General features: G+C 46.5%; 19 protein-coding genes. 12 read left to right on the forward strand and 7 right to left on the reverse strand.

Going from position 1 to position 19919, the window contains the following annotated elements; all coding sequences use genetic code 11:
• Positions 1–31: 31 nt before the first annotated feature.
• On the forward strand, positions 32–169 hold the full coding sequence (locus tag BBG47_RS29890; protein ID WP_175400519.1) for a hypothetical protein: 138 nt from the start codon (positions 32–34) through the stop codon (positions 167–169).
• Positions 170–309: 140 nt separating this feature from the next.
• The gene (locus tag BBG47_RS12200; protein WP_065291920.1) at positions 310–1032 is read left to right on the forward strand and encodes a TerC family protein; all 723 of its coding nucleotides are present in this window, start codon (positions 310–312) and stop codon (positions 1030–1032) included.
• Between the two features lie 79 nt (positions 1033–1111).
• Here BBG47_RS12200 and melA read toward each other — a convergent pair whose 3' ends face one another.
• Positions 1112–2410 carry an alpha-glucosidase/alpha-galactosidase gene (gene melA, locus BBG47_RS12205; RefSeq protein WP_065291921.1) on the reverse strand — a complete coding sequence of 433 codons (1299 nt, stop codon included), beginning with the start codon at positions 2408–2410 and terminating at the stop codon, positions 1112–1114.
• Positions 2411–2586: 176 nt separating this feature from the next.
• Between melA and BBG47_RS12210 the strand changes: the two genes are divergently transcribed.
• On the forward strand, positions 2587–3459 hold the full coding sequence (locus BBG47_RS12210) for an AraC family transcriptional regulator (protein WP_065291922.1): 873 nt from the start codon (positions 2587–2589) through the stop codon (positions 3457–3459).
• Between the two features lie 73 nt (positions 3460–3532).
• Here the strand turns inward: BBG47_RS12210 and BBG47_RS29895 are convergent, their stop codons facing one another.
• The 6 genes from BBG47_RS29895 to BBG47_RS12235 form a co-directional block, all read right to left on the reverse strand.
• Positions 3533–3706 (reverse strand): hypothetical protein, encoded by a 174-nt coding sequence (locus tag BBG47_RS29895; protein WP_155987320.1) that lies wholly within the window; start codon positions 3704–3706, stop codon positions 3533–3535.
• Between the two features lie 540 nt (positions 3707–4246).
• Positions 4247–5647 (reverse strand): Na+/H+ antiporter NhaC, encoded by a 1401-nt coding sequence (nhaC, locus tag BBG47_RS12215; protein ID WP_065291923.1) that lies wholly within the window; start codon positions 5645–5647, stop codon positions 4247–4249.
• A 291-nt stretch (positions 5648–5938) separates the two neighbouring features.
• On the reverse strand, positions 5939–6946 hold the full coding sequence (locus BBG47_RS12220) for a LacI family DNA-binding transcriptional regulator (protein ID WP_065291924.1): 1008 nt from the start codon (positions 6944–6946) through the stop codon (positions 5939–5941).
• Between the two features lie 277 nt (positions 6947–7223).
• Positions 7224–8348: a GNAT family N-acetyltransferase gene (locus BBG47_RS12225; protein WP_065291925.1), complete on the reverse strand. Its 1125-nt coding sequence runs from the start codon at positions 8346–8348 to the stop codon at positions 7224–7226.
• Positions 8349–8376: 28 nt separating this feature from the next.
• Entirely contained in the window at positions 8377–9297 is a 921-nt protein-coding gene (gene rbsK / locus BBG47_RS12230) for a ribokinase (RefSeq protein WP_021253036.1), read from the reverse strand.
• Between the two features lie 123 nt (positions 9298–9420).
• On the reverse strand, positions 9421–10683 hold the full coding sequence (locus tag BBG47_RS12235) for a CapA family protein (RefSeq protein ID WP_065291926.1): 1263 nt from the start codon (positions 10681–10683) through the stop codon (positions 9421–9423).
• Between the two features lie 230 nt (positions 10684–10913).
• Here BBG47_RS12235 and BBG47_RS12240 point away from each other — a divergent pair, with 230 nt between their 5' ends.
• The 9 genes from BBG47_RS12240 (at position 10914) to BBG47_RS12275 (ending at position 19845) form a co-directional block, all read left to right on the forward strand.
• Positions 10914–11288 carry a winged helix-turn-helix transcriptional regulator gene (locus BBG47_RS12240; RefSeq protein WP_021253034.1) on the forward strand — a complete coding sequence of 125 codons (375 nt, stop codon included), beginning with the start codon at positions 10914–10916 and terminating at the stop codon, positions 11286–11288.
• Between the two features lie 178 nt (positions 11289–11466).
• Positions 11467–12327, forward strand: a complete 861-nt coding sequence (locus BBG47_RS12245; protein WP_065291927.1) for a DegV family protein — start codon at positions 11467–11469, stop codon at positions 12325–12327.
• A gap of 232 nt (positions 12328–12559) precedes the next feature.
• Positions 12560–13264 (forward strand): response regulator transcription factor, encoded by a 705-nt coding sequence (locus tag BBG47_RS12250; RefSeq protein WP_021253032.1) that lies wholly within the window; start codon positions 12560–12562, stop codon positions 13262–13264.
• On the forward strand, positions 13261–14346 hold the full coding sequence (locus BBG47_RS12255) for a sensor histidine kinase (protein WP_175400520.1): 1086 nt from the start codon (positions 13261–13263) through the stop codon (positions 14344–14346). Before BBG47_RS12250 ends, BBG47_RS12255 begins: the two co-directional genes overlap by 4 nt.
• Positions 14347–14556: 210 nt before the next feature.
• Positions 14557–15336 (forward strand): ABC transporter ATP-binding protein, encoded by a 780-nt coding sequence (locus tag BBG47_RS12260; RefSeq protein WP_065291928.1) that lies wholly within the window; start codon positions 14557–14559, stop codon positions 15334–15336.
• The gene (locus BBG47_RS30695) at positions 15308–15778 is read left to right on the forward strand and encodes an FtsX-like permease family protein (RefSeq protein WP_254659809.1); all 471 of its coding nucleotides are present in this window, start codon (positions 15308–15310) and stop codon (positions 15776–15778) included. Before BBG47_RS12260 ends, BBG47_RS30695 begins: the two co-directional genes overlap by 29 nt.
• Before the next feature lie 20 nt (positions 15779–15798).
• Entirely contained in the window at positions 15799–17268 is a 1470-nt protein-coding gene (locus tag BBG47_RS12265; protein ID WP_254659810.1) for an ABC transporter permease, read from the forward strand.
• A gap of 153 nt (positions 17269–17421) precedes the next feature.
• Positions 17422–18162, forward strand: coding sequence for a hypothetical protein (locus BBG47_RS12270; RefSeq protein ID WP_065291929.1), 741 nt, complete (start codon positions 17422–17424; stop codon positions 18160–18162).
• Between the two features lie 273 nt (positions 18163–18435).
• The gene (locus BBG47_RS12275) at positions 18436–19845 is read left to right on the forward strand and encodes an alpha-L-fucosidase (protein ID WP_065291930.1); all 1410 of its coding nucleotides are present in this window, start codon (positions 18436–18438) and stop codon (positions 19843–19845) included.
• Positions 19846–19919 lie beyond the last annotated feature (74 nt).

The following is a 19919-nucleotide window of genomic DNA, read 5'->3' on the forward strand; positions in this document are numbered from 1 at the left end:
AATAGAGCGAGAAAATAGAGAGAAATGATGGTTGAACAATTCGATTGCCGGTGTTATGATTAGTTCACTGAAAAAACGAATACTCCAAAGGGGAGTAGCTAGCACAGTAACCGTCGTCATTACGGGATACGCCACAACGCGCATCCTCGGCGCTACTGGCAACGTATAACGTTGTTTGCGAGACCTTTGCCACGATGGTTGCGTTGGTGAAGGTCTCTTTCTGATCGGAACGCCGTTACCACGAATGTGGTAGCGGCGTTCATGTTTTTTACAGTATTTATACATACTAACGTCAAGGGGGAACTATCAATGGAGCTATTTTCATTAGAGTTCTGGACCACGCTGCTGTCCATTGTCGTCATTGACTTGGTGTTAGCAGGAGATAACGCGATTGTTATCGGTCTAGCGGCTCGCAACCTACCGAAGCAAGATCAGAAGAAAGTCATCATCTTTGGTACGATCGGAGCAGTAATCATTCGAGCACTGGCCACTTTAGGAGTTGTATGGCTGCTCAAAATTCCGTTCTTGCTCGTGATTGGCGGAGCCGTGCTCATATGGATTGCGATCAAGCTCATGGTCGAAGAGAAAGAGCATAATGTGCAGGCGGGAGGCAGCTTTTGGGCGGCAGTTCGAACGATTATTATTGCGGATGCAGCGATGGGGCTCGATAATGTGCTAGCTGTAGCGGGTGCGGCGAATGGACATGGATTGCTAGTCGTGCTGGGACTTGCAATTTCCGTTCCTATTGTCGTGTGGGGAAGCACAATTGTACTGAAACTCATCGAGCGCTACCCGATCATTATTATCATCGGATCAGCGGTGCTCGCGTGGACCGCAGCGAAAATGTTCGTCGGTGAGTTCATGAAGTTCGATTCGCTAGCCGGTCTCTTCTCGAATCCATCCATCAAGTATGGATTTGAGATCGCACTGGTGATCGTTGTCGTGGCAGCTGGACTGTCCATTAAACGAAGCATGCAGGCCAAGAAAGCAGCGCAGGCATCACAAGTGCATAAACGTGCACAAGGGGAATAATGTGCGGTCTTCAAGATATAGCAGTAGAAAAAGCGGTACAGTTGTCGATCAACTGTACCGCTTTTGCATGAGTTCTTCCCTATACGAACTTCGGAAGCCAATCTCCGTGAGCCTCGATCAGTTCATCGCATAAGGATACGATATCATCAAGGCTAAGCTCAGCTGCCGTATGCGGATCGAGCATGGCCGCGTGGTAGATGTGTTCCTTCTTCCCTGTAATAGCCGCTTCGATCGTAAGAAGCTGAGTATTGATATTCGTGCGGTTCAACGCTGCAAGCTGTGGCGGCAGATCGCCAACATAGGTAGGCGTAACTCCGTTGCGATCAACGAAGCATGGAACCTCAACACATGCATTGCACGGCAAATTGGTGATAAGTCCCGTATTCATAACGTTACCACCTAGTTTGAATGGTGTTCCTGTTTCCATAGCATCGAAAATATATGAGGCATATTCATGGGTACGGTGGTGTTCGATATGCTGGTTATTGACGAGCTGTTCACGCATATTTTTCCAACCTTCAATTTGGTTGATGCAGCGTCGAGGGTATTCATCAAGAGGAATGTTATACTTCTCGATCAGTTCTGGATACTGTTTCTTAATGAAGTATGGATGGTATTCAGCGTTATGCTCGGAGGATTCCGTCACGTAATAGCCGAATTTGAACATAAGTTCGTAACGTACCATGTCGGTGTGCTTTGTCTTTTGTTTCTCCAAGGCAAGGCGTTTAATTTCTGGATATAAGTCCTCGCCGTTGCGAGTTACCTCGAGCAGCCACGCCATATGATTAATGCCTGCAATCTTCGCACTTACACCTTCACTGTCGATGCCAAGATCATGGAACAGCCAAGGTACGCATACTTGAACACTATGACAGAGTCCTACTGTTTTGATCCCGCCGTATGTGTTCATCACATTGGTCAACACGGCCATTGGATTTGTATAGTTCAGGAACCAAGCATCTGGGCATACTTCCTGCATATCTTTGGCGAAATCAAGCATGACAGGGATCGTTCTCAGATTGCGGAAGATACCCCCAATTCCGAGCGTATCTGCAATGGTTTGGCGAAGGCCATACTTCTTCGGAATTTCGAAGTCTGTAATTGTACATGGATCGTACCCGCCAACTTGAATCGCATTCACTACATATTTAGCGCCGCGCAGTGCCTCTTTGCGGTCTGTGTAGGCAACAACTCGGCAGGTGCTGCCAGTCGTTCCAAGCATGTTGGTCAACATGCTTTCGGAATCACGAAGACGCTCGTGGTCAATATCGAACAAGGCAAGCTCAAATCCTTGCAGTGATGGAGTGAGCATGCAGTCACCTAATACGTTTTTGGCAAATACGGTGCTTCCTGCTCCGAGAAATGTAATTTTACTCATACATCTTGTCTCCTTTCGTTCCAAGCTGCTGTCATGAAATGTAAGGGATCATCGGCATGGTGTGATGCAACTTGGAAATGATTGTTGTACAATTAATGTATCTGAATCGATTAAGGCTTGGTATGGGGAAAACGAATGTGAATATGGAGGATTGTTGTCAGTTAGGAGGGAACCGGATGGGTGAACGAGCAAATCTCGCAATTAATGAAGCACCTTCCAAGGGAGAACTGTCCGTATTGTTCTGCGGCCAATCAATCACGGAACCTCTGCACCACGTAGGTCCTAGTGTTCATGATTACGGGATCGTGCATTGTGTACAGTCTGGCAGAGGGAAATTTACGATTAGAGGGGTTGCCTATGAAGTTGGGGCAGGAGAGAGCTTCTTCATCTTCCCGGGGGAGCTTCATCATTATGTAGCTGATGAAGCAGATCCTTGGCAGTACCGCTGGATAGGATATCGCGGCAGCGGTGTCGAACAGCTGTTGGCGATAATCGGCATTGGGCCGCATGCACCAGTTGTTCAAGGCTATCGCATACATCGAGTAGAAGCGTTGTTCCGGAATGTATATAAAGCACTTCAAATAGGAGGCAGTGCTGGGGACATGGAAGCTGAGGGCTATATGCGTGTTGTTCTTGCTGAATATGCACGTACTACTGACAAAGGTTCTGATGCGAATAACGATGATAAACGCTCCGATATCGAACGTCAGGTAGAACAAGCAGCTCGCTGGCTGTCGCTGCAGTTTGATAAATCCATATCCATAGACGAACTTGCACATACGCTAGGCTATCACCGCACCTATTTATCGAAGATGTTCCGCAAACAAATGGGGGAATCGCCTATGCAGTTTTTGCTGCGCATCCGGATGGAGCGCGCCAAAACATTGCTGATGACGACAAGGTTAACAATCGAGCAAATTGCTGCGGCTGTCGGCTACGAAGATGCTCTTTATTTCTCGAAATTGTATAAAAAATGGTATTTACACTCTCCTTCCTCACATCGAACTGAGATGCAGAGTGGAAAGCCGTCAGGGTGTCTATATTTTTGAATGCGCTTTCGTGATGGGATCCATAAAAAAAGCATCCCATTCAGCAGAGGCTGTGTGGGATGCTTGTAGTTCGTTACATGAGAAAATAAAGTGCGGTAATGACTACCGCTGACAGGATAATAAACCATATCATATGCTTCAAATCCCGATTAAGAACCTGTATATCTGTTTTCAATGCTTGCTCTTTGCCGGAAGGCCCGCTCTCTTGCTTCATTTGTTTCTCCGTGTTCGTGTTCGTTGTCGTCATTGTTATTCTCCTCGTCTGTAAGTGATTGTTGAGTTGTACAGGCGAGGGGACGAGCCACGAACCTAGAAGTGAATTTGAGAGGCCTCAAGAATTGACTGCGCAGTAAAATCATATACGGCGTATCAAATCTGTAACTGGGCAGCCGGCTCCTCAAGAGGGCGATCGCGATATAGAGAATGAATAAGATGAACCATAAAGGCATGGAAAAATGCTTAATAGACTGAACCTGATGAATGCCTACTACAGAGCTTACATGCTCGGGATACGTAAATGCGGATTCATCAGGATGCATGAACATCGTTTCATTCGAAGCAAGAGGGGTAAGTGCTGTACATACGATAGCAAGCACACTAAGTACAAGCAATATATACCTTGGCATACGGGCATGTATAAGGCGCATCTTATCCCCTCCTTCCTGTCTATAATCCATGACTAGTTAAGAAGACAGTATCATAACTGGATTGGAAGAAGCAATAGGGTCTTCTGTATCCTACCGCTTAGTCATCATCTCGTTGCGACTGATGACCTGCAATGAAGTTGCTATTGTGAATTACCGAGTGTCACACGTTTTAACCCGGGCAATAGTGCAAAAGCAAATGTAACCAGTGGGGATACCCACAGGAAGAAAGCATATGGCATGTAATCCAGTACGGTAAGACCAAGAGCGCTTGTCATCATTGCACCGCTGACCCCCCAAGGAATAAGCGGATTCACTAATGTTCCGCAATCCTCCAATGTACGAGATAAGGTGAGTCGTGGAATGCCGCGCTTATCATATTCGGATTCGAACAATTGGCCCGGAATCAGAATCGACATGTATTGTTCCCCTGTAATCATGTTCACCCCGATTGAACTAAGTCCGCTTGTGACAACAAGTCCTTCCTTGGTCTTCACAGGTGCAATCAGACGATTGAACATCGTTTCAATGATGCCTGCATGCTGCAGCAATCCTCCTAGAGCGAAGGCAATCGCAATGAGCGATATTGCCCAAGTCATAGACTGAAGGCCACCTCGGTTCACGATGCGGCTTACTTCCTCCAGCTGGAATGACCCTTGGAATCCTCCCTGCATCACTTCCATCCATTGTGGAACATTTACGTCTCCTTGAATGAGCGCAGTAACTAGCAGACCCGATCCAATACCGAGCAGCATCGTAATGATGATTGGCAATCGCTTAAATGCAGCGATAAGCACGACAGCAAGCGGCAGTAAAGTTAGCGGATGAATATGAAATACACTGCGGATATCCTGCTGCATCGACAGCAATTGATCCATATTGGATTGAGCGGAAGAACCGAAAAATAAAAAGGCGATGCAGGTAATAAGAAATGCGGGTACGGTCGTCTTCGTCATATTGCGAATATGATCAGGCATACTGACACGTGCAACGGCAGAGGCGAAATTCGTCGTATCAGAGAGCGGAGACATCTTATCCCCAAAACAGGCACCAGACACGACAGCCCCTGCTACGATTGCGGGATGGACGCCCATGGAATCCGACATGCCTATCAAGGCTACGCCGAATGTTCCGACTGTCGTCACTGAGCTGCCGACGAACATCGAGACGATAACCGTAAGCAACAGAGCGCTAATCGTGAACCATTGAGGCTGAAACCAAGAGGTTCCATATACGAGTAGCGTAGGAACTGTCCCGCTCATCATCCATACTGCAATCAGGATTCCGATAAGAGATAGGAGCAAGGCAGGCATAACAGAAGCTTGAAGTCCCTTAATCAATGATCGTTCTACTAGATTCCACGATTGTCCGAACAGCAAGAGCAGACAGCCTGTGGCAACAGTTGCTGTTAGCAGTGGGATGTGCGGCTGTGCACCCCAGCCAAGTATTGTAAGCAGTAAAATGGCGATGATGACCGCAAAGATGGTAACACTCTGCACGAAGCGGAGTGGCTGCTTGACTGATTGTTCATCATTCGTATTCATAGTTATTCAACTCCTTGATGGTAACGTTTTTAGTATGTAAAGATCGGATAGATGCTTTTACGCTTACACGCTTTTATGCATAAAAGAAAAAGAAGCGTCAATGTTTCTATTCTAGTACGCTTGATTTACTAGGTCTACAGGTAAGAAAATACATTAGAGTCGGAGAAAGAGGCAAGGAACACGATTGGGGCAGCTTCGTGGTATTCACTGGACAAAAAAGACCGGCCTGTTCTGAACAGGGATGAAATCCCGTTCGAATAGGCCGTGAACGTGCTCGAGCTTATTATGGTTCTATAGCTGTCGTACAGATTGCCGCATGTGGACTTGGCAGGGCAAAATAATTCGGCGGGAGGCTTGATCCCGATCCTTGATTCGCTCAAGCAGCAGCTGCATTCCGGTCTCTCCAAATTGATATGCAGGCTGTGAAGCAACAGAAAAGAACGGATTCGCTTCTTCTACCCACCCAAAATCGTCAAAGCAAGCGATCGAGATATCATCCGGAACTCGCAGTCCGACATGATTCAGCGCCGTAAAGATAGAGAGCGCAAGCATGTTGTTGGCAGCAAAGATAGCCGTAGGGCGAGATTGCGGCTCCAATTCCGTCCAATGAGATAAATCGAGCGCATCCCGATCATGTAAATAGCCCATCTGCATGCATAGTTGTTCGTCAAATGGGATGCCGGCTTCCTGCAAGGCGGCGATATAGCCTGCTTTGCGCTCCCTGGCGGTCGATACTTCTTCAGACCCGTTCAATAGGGCAATCCGTCGATGTCCATACCGAATTAATTCACTGACCATCTGTTTGGCACCGCCACGACTATCCCCGAGTACTGCATCACAATCGATCCCTGGAACCTCACGATCAAGCAGCACGAACGGGACATTTTGTCTTGTCAGCCATTCCAGATGTTCTTTGGATTGGTCTCCACTGGGCGCAAATAGGACACCATCCACCCGCATGGACAGTATCATTTGAACATAGTCTTTTTCCTTCACTAAGCTCTCATCACTATTGCCGAACATAAGACGATATCCATGCTGCATGGCGGCATCTTCCGCTCCACGGGCCATTGTTGTGAAGAATGGGTTTGTGATATCTGTAATAAGTAGAGATAATATTTTGCTCTCTTGGGTGACGAGACAGCGAGCAACCGAATTTGGTATGTACTGCATCTCTTCCATCACTTGCTTAACTTTGGTTCGGGTCTTTTCGCTGACCCTGCCTGTATTATTAATGACGCGTGATACGGTCATTGCGGAGACGTTGGCTTGTCTCGCAATATCATAAATGGTAGCCATATGAAAATGCTCCTATTATACAAATTAAAAGAAGGCTGCATCGGGATGTGGATACTTGGAAGTATAAGGGGTAATCATTTCTAGGATTCACCTTCTGATTATATCCTACTACTTTTGTTCATTGTATGCGAAAATTCAGGTTCACATCAAGAGGAAAGCTTGGGGCAAGGCGAAACAGTGTGGAACTTTGTATACTTCAAAAGTAAAAGCGCACTAATTTTAGTGCGCTTTGAAGCAGTACAACTGCGATAGAAGAAATGATGATGAGAACATTAAGTTATACGTAAAAAAGTCCGATCGTATAAGGAAGTGGTATTGTGATCTTCAATTGCTCGGCAGAAGGCCATTCAGGAGGGAGAATGTCAGTTGCCTTCGGATCGAATAGCAGGGAGAACAATTGACTCTCAGTAAGTTCAACTGACGCTGCATCTGGATACTCAAGGCGAACATTGCCGCCTTCAAGCTCTGTGACCTGAATATGGGCAGCCAGTGCCCCTTGATCACTCCACCAGTTCTGCATATAGCGGAATAATCGCTCTATGCTCGGAACATACAACGTCCCTTGGTTTGGCTCCTCTTCCGAAGAATAGCCATGCAGACAAGTGCTGACTTCCGTATCCTGCCATGGTACGTACAGTTGGGAAGCAGTGATTTGCTTCTGTTTCATTACAAGCTGCAGCAAGTATGCAACCTCTTCAGCGGCGCCGCCATACTCATATACACGAGGTGCAGCATCCTGCTGTTTGGCAGAAGGGAACAGGATATAGATGTATGCAGTAATGTGACCGTTGCGTTCCAGTACGTATACCTTAGGCTTCATCATGACGCAGGAAGCGAATGCACCGCCATGCTCAAGTCCGTGCATATCCCATAAGCTTAAGTCAAAAGCAGCTTCTCGTTGCTGCGCAAGTTCATACCAAGCAAAACAGTCATTCTCAGTAAGAACGCGAGCTGTAACACCCGATTCTTCAGCAACATTTGCATCTGCGGTAACCGTATAAATCTGTGTTTGACCGAAGGGATAACAACGATTGCGAGTATAGAGCGATCGTCCTCCGGACACGAACATCATCACTCCGCCTGTAGAAGCAACATGATCTTGAACCTTGTGCAGCAGATCCGTACCGAATCCTTTGCCGCGAGCAGCCTCGGATGTGCATACCGAGCCGAGTGAGAATACAGGTAGTCGAGATCGTCCGATACGGACAACCGATGGAAGCAATCCCATATGTGCGAGCAGTTCCCCGTCCTCAAACGCACCAAATGAGTGAGCGGTAATAGGGGAGAACAAGTACGAAAAACTATGTGCCATCGACATCTGCTTTTCATTGCGAAACACGTCATCAGACAATCTGGCTGCAGCATCATAATCAAGTGCCTGCAGCATGCGAATCGTTGCCATATATTGCTTCCTCCTTTTAAATGGGCTATTACTCTTGGTGCTGCGCGATCCAATGCGTCAATTGCTCTCGAGTCGGCATTCCTCCCTGCGCGCCGAATACGGTCACAGACAATGCCCCTGCGGCTGTCGCGAACGGAATTGCTTCCTCCATAGAGCGGCCTTCCGCAAGCATTACGGCCAGAGCGCCGTTAAATGTGTCACCAGCTCCCGTAGTATCAACAACGTCGACCCGGTGGCTTGGACTATGGTGAAGTTGTCCCTTGGCGTCTGACCAATAGGCTCCATCAGCCCCTTTGGTTAACACGATTTTACCTGGCATCGCTTGCAGAGCAGATTGCCAATCGAAGGCGCCTGCCTGATCCGCTTGCCCGAGAAGCTCGGCAAGCTCATACTCATTCGGCGTGAGCACAGTGACTTGGCTGAGCAATTGATGATCCAGTTCCATTGCTGGCGCTGGATTAAGGATGACAGGGATTGCTGACTCAGCCGCGATCTCGATGGCAGCTCGTACCGAAGGAAGAGGAATTTCAAGCTGCAGAACGATGATGTCCGATTGGCGAATGACATCGGCGTGTTCGCGAACTCGTTCAGCTGTTACCTGTGCATTTGCACCCGGTACAACAATAATGCGATTATCTCCATCCTTCACAATAATGGAAGCGGTTCCTGAAGATACATCACGAAGTACTTCAACAGCTTCAGTATGTATGCCTTCACGATTCAAGTTATCTAACATCATTGTGCCGAATGTGTCATTACCGACACATCCGATGAAGCTGACATCAGCCCCTAGACGTGCGCAGGCTACCGCTTGGTTGGCGCCCTTCCCTCCGTACATGGTCGCGAACGATTGACCAGTTACCGTTTCACCTTGTGCTGGCACTGTGGAGGTGACCGTTACGAGATCCATGTTCAAGCTTCCGATGATTGTTATTTTTGGCTGTGTCACATTACATCTTCCTTCCTCTTGCTTGCTGTGTATGCTGCGGCATTATGCCTTACATACAATAAGACGCGAATCCTGCGTACAGGTTCGCGTCTTATGACCGAGATGTCGGCATATCTAGCATGGTTAGCGTGTTGGCGGAGCAGTTGCGCGCCCATTTGCCTTCACTGCATCCTGTACCTGTTTGCCGTCCATTTTAACATCAAACGAGATGGATTCCAAATACTTTAATTGCTTTCGATCATAAGCCTCATCTTTCTTAATTATTTGGTCTTTATAGATGAAGTAAGGGGTGAAGTGCATTGAGATATCTCCTTGATCCAGCGTTAGATTCAACAGCCCTGTATCCGCTTTGTCTCCTCGCACATAATCTGGAAATAAGAAGTTGCCGATCGAATAAGCAATTGGCTTGCCCTTATAAAATTCGAATCCCTGCAGAACATGGACATGACTGCCGATGATGGCATCTGCACCGGCATCAATGATTTCACGCGCATAGGTACGCTGCCATGGTTCTGGACGATGACTTTTCTCAACCCCCCAATGGAGATACACAAGCAAGTAATCACAGTCTTTACGTTCTCTTTTGATAACAGGGAGAACACTTGATTTATTATATGCTTCCGCAATTCCTGGCCGCTTCTCTCCGGCGAACCAGTACGTTTGAGGGATAAATCGGGAGAAGGCGAGGATCTTAATTGTTTGACCCTTAATCTTCACCGTATGCGCCCGATACGCTTCTTCTTTATTTCTTCCGCCGCCTACATAGGGGATGTCATATTGCTCCAAGTATGATAGTGTGTCGAGAAATCCCTTCTGTTTAAAATCGAGGGTGTGATTGTTAGCGATCGTAACCAGATCAAACCCGGTATTTTTAATTCCTTGCAAGGATTCCGGATCGGACTTGAAATTATACAGTTGATTCGTATCCTTCTCGGTATGGTGTGTGATAGCTGTCTCCAGATTTACAACTGCAAAATCGGCGCTGCTGACCTCGTCCTTGACGTATTCAAATGGATAATCAGGTCCTTTTTTGCGAATGGTTTCCTTGACGGACCAATCCATGAGTGCATCTCCTGCAAAGACAATTCGGATGGGATCCTGCGAAGGAGGCAACACAAATTTACTTGATTCGTCCTTTGCTGCAATGTTCTTCTTTTTTTGCTCGTGATTTGGCTCCAGTGGGGACGTAGGAGTCACACTTTTATTAGGTGGAGAAACCAAATCAGGCTGGTTCTCTACAGTGCGCATGGCCACTGTCAGCGCGAGCATGCAGCCAAGGCCGATAATTACCAGCAATCCCACCCCGGCTAATTGCTTCAGTTTGCGCGCCCTCTGCTTCTTTATGCGGGCATGCCGCTCTTTCCTGCTCTCGCGATATGAATTCAATGGAAGCCTCCTCAGCTCTGCAAGTACCCGATATTTTCGGATTGAATAAATAATGGATTGTAAGTTTTCACCATACTATTATAATGATCGTACGTACCAAAAAAGTTGCAGATTCTTTGCAAGTCCATTAAATTTTGTAATAAATGATGTCAGTCGCGTTTTCTTTTCGAATCAGCTATGGTAAAATAAATATGCTTACATTTTGTAAGTATAGAAGGAGGGATGAACGGATGCAATCAGATCAGTTGGGAATGTGTCCCCGATTCGAAGCGGCATTCTGCATTTTGGGAAAGCGTTGGAACGGGCTGCTTATTCAGGTGCTATTGAGCGGGCCGAAGCGCTTTAAGGATATTTCCGCACTCATTCCTACCATGAGCGACAAAATGTTGAGTGAACGCATGAAAGACATGGAAGCGGCAGGGATTGTAGTTCGTAATGTGTATCCAGAGACGCCTGTACGCATTGAATATACGCTTACGGACAAAGGATTGGCTCTGCAGCCAGTAATGGAAGCCATAGGGCAGTGGGCGGAGCAGTGGGTGAACGAATCAATCGGATGCTGCGATGAGACTAGCTCTACCTTACAGCATTCGGATCAAGAATAATGCGCAGTGGACAGCTCATCGGATGCTGAGCCTAACTTGACAGCAGGTTAGTGCTCGGCATTTTTGCTGTGTCCACAAGATTGCCTACTTTTTGACGTTGTAAACGTATGGACAAGCTCGTATAATTAAGCGGAATGAGCGATACTAACTTACTTTTACTTTAGGACAGGAGAATGACATGACCATTCACATCATTACGGACGGAAGTTCAGACTTGACTCCAGAGATCGTCCAGCAGTTCGGCATCCATGTAGTACCTCTATATGTACGTTTCGGACAAGAGGTGCTGACCTCTGATATGGATACCGCTCAATTCTATGGGCGTATGCGAGAGGAGGAGGATCTGCCGAAGACATCCAGTCCGTCGCCAGCTGATTTCTACCATATGTATCAATCGCTTGGCACTGATAAAGATATATTGGTCCTTTCCTTGACCTCTAGCTTAAGCAGCACTTACAATCATGCATTAATGGCAAAGACGATGTACGAGGAAGAAGGTCATCCGAACCGGATTGAAGTTATAGATACGAAGACAGCATCTGCTGGACTTGGCTTGCTTGCCGTGCGTGCGGCACAGCTGGCTGGAGCGGGGAAGACACTTGATGAGGTTGCTTATACCGTGAGCCACCAAGTGAAGCACACTCGCACGTACTTCACCTTGGATACCCTCGATAATGTCATTCGTGGCGGACGCTTGGGCAAGTTCAAGGGCACGGTCGCTTCTATGTTGAACATCAAGCTGCTCATGGAGGCAAGCGAAGAGGGTTCCATAGAGGTGATGGAGAAGATACGAGGCACACAGAAAACGCTCCGCCGACTGATTGAGAAGGTCGGGGACGCATGGAACCACGTTGACAAAGAGTGGATTGCCTTTGCACATTCCAATTGTGAAGAGCGGGCCAAGGCCTTTATGAAGGAATTGCTCGACAAATATCACTTCGATCAAGTTCTGTTCGTGAATATGGGCCCAGTCATCGGCACCTATGCAGGTGAAGGCGGGGTACTCATCACGTATCAAGAACTGCCACAGACAATGTAAATATTTCCAACGTATGAATTATTGAAGGAACACATCGATAAGCTCCCGTCTTAAGAAGCGGGAGCTTTGTTCTGTTGTGTTCATTGTATGGAGAGATTCAGCTCTACTGAATCTGCGTACATAGGCATTCAGGTGGATAGTTCGTTTCTAGATTAAAAGAAGTTTATGTTATGATGGAAACGAGAAAGCAACAAAATAGATAGAAGTACGTTCGCGAACTGGGGGTATTGTTATGTATACAATTATGATCGTGGAAGATGATGATAAGATTGCATCGATCTTGCAGTCTTCTCTTGAAAAATACAATTACAATGTAGCTCGTGCGACAAAATTCAGCCAATTAAAGGATGAAATGCTGGAAATCAATCCAGATTTAATTTTGCTTGATATCCATTTGCCGGCCTTCGATGGTTTCTATTGGTGTCGACAATTCCGCAGTGAGACGAATGTACCCATCATATTCGTCTCAGCACGTACGGGAGAAATGGATCAAGTAATGGCGATTGAAAATGGCGGCGATGACTTTATTACGAAGCCATTCCATCTCGACGTCCTTCTAGCCAAAGTAAAAGGAGTTCTGCGCCGAACCTATGGGGAATACGCAGCTAATGGTGGGGGCAATGGTGAAGAGTTGATTGTCCAAGGCTTGACATTGCACCGGGCGAAGAACACCCTTGAATGGTCAGGCAAGCGTGTGGACTTGACGAAAAATGAGGCGCTTCTCGTTGCTTGCCTTATGGAACGGATTGGCTATATCGTATCTCGCGAGACATTGCTGGAGACGTTATGGGATGATGTGGACTTCGTCGATGACAATACGCTAACCGTGAATGTTACCCGCGTTCGCAAGAAGATGGAGGAGATTGGAATTGCGAAGGCAATAGAGACAGTGCGAGGCCAAGGGTATCGCATGTCAGCTACATGGGTGAATGAATGAAGCCGGGAATGACCTTTCTCCAATATGTAAGAGACCGAACTGTAATTATCTTAACGTGCTTCTTAGCGATAGCGATTGCTTTGCTTGTTGTGTGGCTAGATCTTAGCATTGGGCAGCGATTTGCTGCGAAGGAAAGTCTCATCTATATCTTCATACTTGCTGTGTTCATTCTTATGATTGGTTTAGTCTATGATTATACGAATCAACGGCGCTGGTACAAGGAAATGTACAATGCAGAGACGAATGCAAGTGATAGTGACTTCACGCTTTGTTTGCAGCATCCAAGCACATTAGAGCAGAGACGAATGCATGCGCTTCTATCACGTCAATATCGCTCATTTATGAACGAACTGCTTACGATGCGGAAAGACCGAGAGAAGCATGTTCACTTCACGAACCAATGGGTTCATCATATGAAGACTCCGGTGTCTGTTATTCATTTGCTTACACAGCAGCCAGTATATGAGCTTGATCAGTCTCAGCTTGAGTCGCTGCTGCGGAGTGTGAGTGAAGAGGCTGATCGTCTTACGAGAGGTCTGGACATGATGCTGAGTACGGCACGACTGGACAAGTTCGAGCTGGATCTTCATGTTGGGGGATTGAATCTAAAGCAGGTCATCCGGCAGGTTGTGAATGAGAATAAAAAATCGCTGATTAAGCATAAAATTTTCCCGAAGATTCAAGCCGATGATGTGATTGTCGATAGTGATGAGAAATGGTTGAACTTCGTCTTAACACAGCTTGTAACGAATTCGATTAAATATATGAGGGACAAAGAGGGCTCCAAATCGTTGACGTTTAAGGTGGAGCGGGAAGGTGATTCGATACTCCTGCATGTTCAAGACGAAGGGATTGGTATTGCCCCTGAGGATTTGCCGCGTGTATTTGATGCATTCTTCACCGGTCAGAATGGCCGTAAGGAAGGGGATGCAACCGGTATGGGACTCTACTTAGTTAGACAAGTTTGCTCCAAGCTGGGACACACAATCAGTATTGCATCGAAGCTGAATGAAGGCACGACAGTAACGATGAAGTTCGAGACCAGAGCCATGCACCATCAGTTGCTGGAGCGATTGCACTAAGTACATGACCCGATGAACAAGCGCTTACCCTGAAGCCCTTTTCCATGAGGAAGAGGGCTATTTTTATAGGATTAGACGAATGTGACAACTTTGTAAGGTGGTAGAGGGGATTGAAAGCCAATTCGATGTTGGCACGAAGAAGGGAAAGGGTATACTGTGTGTATACATGAGGATTCTGGAGCGTAAGCAAGGAGGAAGGGGCGGACACCTATGCCTGTATTAGAAGCTAAGCAATTATCCAAAGTATATGGAACAAGAGGAAACATGACCTATACGGCTCTTCAAGATATCAATCTAACGATCGACGAAGGGGAATTTGTTGGGATTATGGGGCCATCAGGCAGTGGCAAGACGACACTGTTGAACATATTAGCTACGATAGACAAGCAAACTTCTGGAGATGTGTTTATTAACGGGACGGATCCGGCGAAGCTGAGCAATCGCAAGCTGGCCTATTTTCGTAGAAGAGAACTCGGTTATGTCTTCCAAGACTTCAACCTGCTGGATACGTTAAGTATTCGGGAGAATATTATATTGCCGCTTGCTCTCGACGGCATCTCTGCTAGAGAGATTGAGCGCAGACTGTTAGAAACGGCGAACTGGCTTGGCATCGATCATATATTGGATAAGCGTACTTATGAAGTTTCTGGTGGTCAGAAGCAGCGTACGGCGATTGCACGCGCTGTCATACATCAGCCATCTCTGCTTCTTGCGGATGAGCTGACAGGCAACTTGGATTCCAAGGCAGCGAAGGATGTTATGACTGCGCTCGAAGATTTGAATGAGCGATCGAATCGTACCATATTGATGGTGACGCATGATGCTTTTGCAGCGAGTTATTGCAAACGAATCATATTTATTAAGGACGGCAGATTGTTCTCCGAACTGCGACGTGGTGCCAATCGACAGATTTTCTTCCAACACATCTTAGATTCGCTCAGCTTGTTAGGGGGGAACTTCGATGACATTCCGACAGCTCGCTACAAGTAATATCAAGGGGAATTGGCATCGATACAGCGCTTATTTTTTGAGCAGTGTATTCGCGGTAATGGTTTTCTTCATGTATGCGGCATTTATTTATCACCCTGATGTAATGAATGGACAAGTGCCCGGTGGTCATAAAGTTCGAGAAGTGATGATGCTGTGCGAGTATTTGATCATCATCTTCTCTTTTTTCTTTACGTTATACTCGAGCTCTGCATTTTTGAAATCCAGACAACAGGAATTCGGCTTGCTCACTCTATTCGGAATGACCAAGCTGCAGTTACGAAGACTCGTATTTTATGAGAACATGATTATTTCTATCCTAGCCATTGTCTTAGGAATGGGAATCGGCGCCTTTATGACGAAGCTGTTTTTAATGCTTTATCCCACATACTGGCTGTCGATACCCCGATTACTTTTTATATTGTTCCGAAGGCAATCCTTTTAACATCGGCAGGATACATGATTTTGTTTACGTGTATTACCTTATATTCCTTGAGAAAAGTAGGGCGCAGCCAAATTGTTGAGCTCATACGGGCGCATAAAGAGCCAAAATCGCCCCCTAAATTCTCATGGGTGCTCGTCGTTCTCTCTGTAATGTCGCTAGCGCTGGGATATAGTCTGGCTTATGTTACGACGATACAGTTGTTCGCCTTAACCGCATTGCCGATATTAGGATTCACGGTGCTGGGCACCTATTTCTTCTACACGCAGTTCAGTGTAGCCATTATCCGCATACTGCAGCGAAATAAGCGCGTCTATTATCGAAGAACCAATTTGCTGAACATCTCGCAAGCAGCATTCAAGCTGAAGGACAATGCCCGTGTGCTGTTCAATGTATCCATCTTGTGCGCAGTAGTATTGACAGCAACCGCAAGCTTTTATGCGTTCGATCAGACGATGAAGCGGAAGCAGTTGAATGATATGCCGCAAAGTTACGTCATCACCTGGACGAAGGACAGACAGCAGCCGATCAAACCGGATATGATAAAGGCTTGGGGGGACAGCACAAAGAACGAGATAGAACAAGATGCTGCCTTCAGATATGTTGAAGTGTATTACATGCAAGCTGAATTGTCAGAGAATTATGGAGCAATGGTTAGTGTGTCTGATTATAATCGGATCATTGCGATGGAGGGGGGACCACCCCTATCCCTTATGAACGATGAGATGGTTCTTGTTCTTCGTGAGCCCTTGAATGTGGATGAACCAAGTGATTCGAAACTATATTTGGGATATCCAGGGCCTGTAACGATCATGATTCGAGATACGTCTACAAAGGTATCCGGGCATATTCGGGAAAAGACCACAAGAAATGTAATCAATTCAGGTATAGGCGTTTACAATGTGTTAGTCGTTAGCGATGATTTGTTTGCCCCTTTTTTCGATAAGGCGCCGGCTGACCGAGCTCGATATGGACATGCATTCAATTGGTCGGATTGGGAGTATTCCTTGGCTTTAGACAAAAAGATTCGGGAGCACGTGTCGTTTAACGAAGAGGAAGATGACAGTATCAGAATCTCAAGCAGGGTGTATGATTGGAGCAGCACGAACCAAGTGTCCTCTCTAGGGATGTTCATCGGTTTGTTTATTAGTTTGTTATTTTTTATTGCGAGCGGAAGTGTCATCTACTTCAAATTGTTCACCGAACTGCAGGATGATCAGGCATACTTCAAGGGGTTAACGCGAATTGGCTTGTCGATTGTGGAGATACGCCGTGTAGTTACGTTCCAAGTAGGGCTTATCTTCTTTGCACCATGCATGGTAGGTAGCGTTCATACGCTGTTCGCCTTGAAGACATTAAGCAACATGGTCTATTCCAATATGATGGGGTATGCATTGACAGTCGTGAGCATGTTCGTTGTGATGCAGGCGCTATTCTTTTTCGCTGCACGAAAAACCTATATGAAGAAAATCCTGGAGGAAGTAGTTGTATAAATTAGGGCCAACTCTCATATTTATGTCGATCAATTCATAATTCGATCGGATTTTGTTACGGGATTGATACGATTTCTTGCTCATCTTATTGCATAATAGACTAAGAAACCTGTATGTTTATAGGTAGAGAAGGCAAGAAAGTGAGTTGACGTAATGAAAAGACGATGGCTACGCATTCGCAACTACGCCGAACACTCCAAAGTTCTTGTTGTACTGATGTTGTTGATATGCATAATCACTGCTTGCTCCAAGACAACTGAGCAGGAGCAGCAGGCAGAAGAGCAATCTAGTCCGGCTTCGAAGGTGACTGTTACTATCGAGGGCGGTTCCTATATACCGAACTTGTCAGAACGCATTGAGATTGATTGGAAGTCAGGCATGACCGTTACCGATTCCTTGAAGCAGACAGGAATTGTGAAGATCTCGGAAGAGGATGGTGCGATCATGTCCGTCGGAGATGTTGCCCTGGATACGAAGATGGGATGGGGCATCGTGGTCAATGATGAAGAACTTAGGCAGCCTACAGCGATGGAGAAGATCGTCGGCCCAGGTGATACGGTTGTTGTGTTTGTGAAGCGAATGGATGTCAAGACGAATTCCCTGCCTACTGCAGGACTGACATTGAGTATCGACGGAGGCACTACGATCCCAGAAATGACCAATACCTATGTGGTCAGCTGGAAAAAGAATATGAATGTAAACGATTTAATTGATGAGTTTGCACAAATCTCCTTGTCAGATGACGGCAAGCAAGTGCTGCACATCGGTCAGCGGAAAATGGAAAAAACGATAGACTTTACATTAAAGGTAAATGGGAAGAAGATGACGGTGGCCGAGGGGCGGAAGCTTGTTCTGCAGCCAGATGACCAGATTGAATTCATCATCACTCCATAAAGGATGCATATCCATACAGTCCTCAATGTGAGCGCGGGACGCGCGTCTCATGTTGGGGGCTTTTTTGTGTGAATATGCATGATGTGCAGGATCCTTGACAAAGAACATCATTTATAGAATTTTCCGCTCGTTTATTCATTTTCCCCGCAAATTTCTTGTGTCCTTGTTTTTGTATTGCAGATTGAGAGCGGTTTCTGGTTAACTAGAAATAGATATTTTTGTTAGTACAATGGTTCGATTTCATCAATGAACAGACAGAGGAGGATAAGCGAGATGAGTGAAACCATTCAGCAACAGGCAGAACCACGTGAGGATGAGCAGATCGTGCAGCAAGGGGTACATAACTTCAGTGCGGAAGACGAATGGGTGAAGCCAGATCGCCCTGAGTTGCTTGAACAGCTGGAATGGTTCAAGGATCAGAAGCTGGGCTTAATGATGCATTGGGGAACCTATTCCCAGCTCGGTATCGTAGAGTCGTGGGCGCTTAGTGATGTCGATGAAGAGTGGTCGCGAGATAGTGTGGATTGGGATTATGATGCCGAAGAGCTGAAGCAGCAATACTTCGATCTAAATAAGACATTTAATCCGCTGCGCTTCCAGCCTGAATTATGGGCGGATCTTGCTGTTGAAGGCGGCTTCAAGTATTTGATTTTTACGACGAAGCATCATGATGGTTTTTGCATGTGGGACACCAAAACAACAGACTATCGGATAACAGGTGCACAGACGCCATTCCATACCCATAAGTACGCAGATGTATGTAGGCATCTTTTTGATGCTTTCCGTGACAGAGGATTGGCGATTGCAGCCTATTTCTCTAAGGCAGACTGGCATACACCTACCTATTGGGCACCAGGGATGGAGCGAAGCAACCCAACGTGGCGGGGCCCGTCCTATAATCCGCAGGAGTATCCTGAATTGTGGGAGCAGTTCGTTCAGTTTACTCATGAACAGATCATGGAGCTGTTAACAGACTACGGACGTATCGATGTATTGTGGTTGGATGCTGGTTGGGTATGCAAGGAGAGCCGTGTATCTCAGGATATCCGTCTCGGAGAAGTCGTGGAGAAAGCTAGAGAGAAGCAGCCATGGCTGCTATCTGCCGACCGTACGGTTGGAGGGCCATATGAGAATATTATTACGCCGGAACAGACGATTCCAAGTGAAGCGATGAATGTTCCATGGGAAAGCTGCATTACGATGGGAACATCCTTCTCCTTCCGTTTTGAGGACAAGTACAAGACAACCCGACAACTTGTTCATATTCTGATGGAGGTAGTCGCCAAGGGAGGAAATCTGGCTCTAAATGTTGGGCCACAGCCGGATGGTCGGATTCCTGAGGGTGCGATTGCTCGCATCAAGGAACTTGGCGCGTGGATGGGCACCTATGGGGAAGCCGTCTATGGAACGCGCATCTGCGCTCCTTACTTTACACAGCGCTGCGCCTTTACACGCAAGGACGATAAGGTATATTGCACGTATTTATATCCGTCTGAAGATACTAATGTTAACGATAACATCATTCTTCCGTGTACAGACAAGGTAACGGCAATTCATTTGGTAGGGATAGATGAGAAGCTTCAATTCCACTCTGACGAAGCAGGATTGCATGTAAAGCTGCCCGCACATGAAGTAGGGGGCAAGGCACCAATTGCACATGTGTTCCGTCTCACAGCCAATTAAGTGCATTAGAAAAAATCGGTGAGGAAAGTACAATGGGTAGGGAGTAGAATGGAATGGACATGTTCCTTATTCAT

Source organism: Paenibacillus sp. KS1, assembly GCF_001680695.1.
GTDB lineage: Bacteria > Bacillota > Bacilli > Paenibacillales > Paenibacillaceae > Paenibacillus_B > Paenibacillus_B suaedae.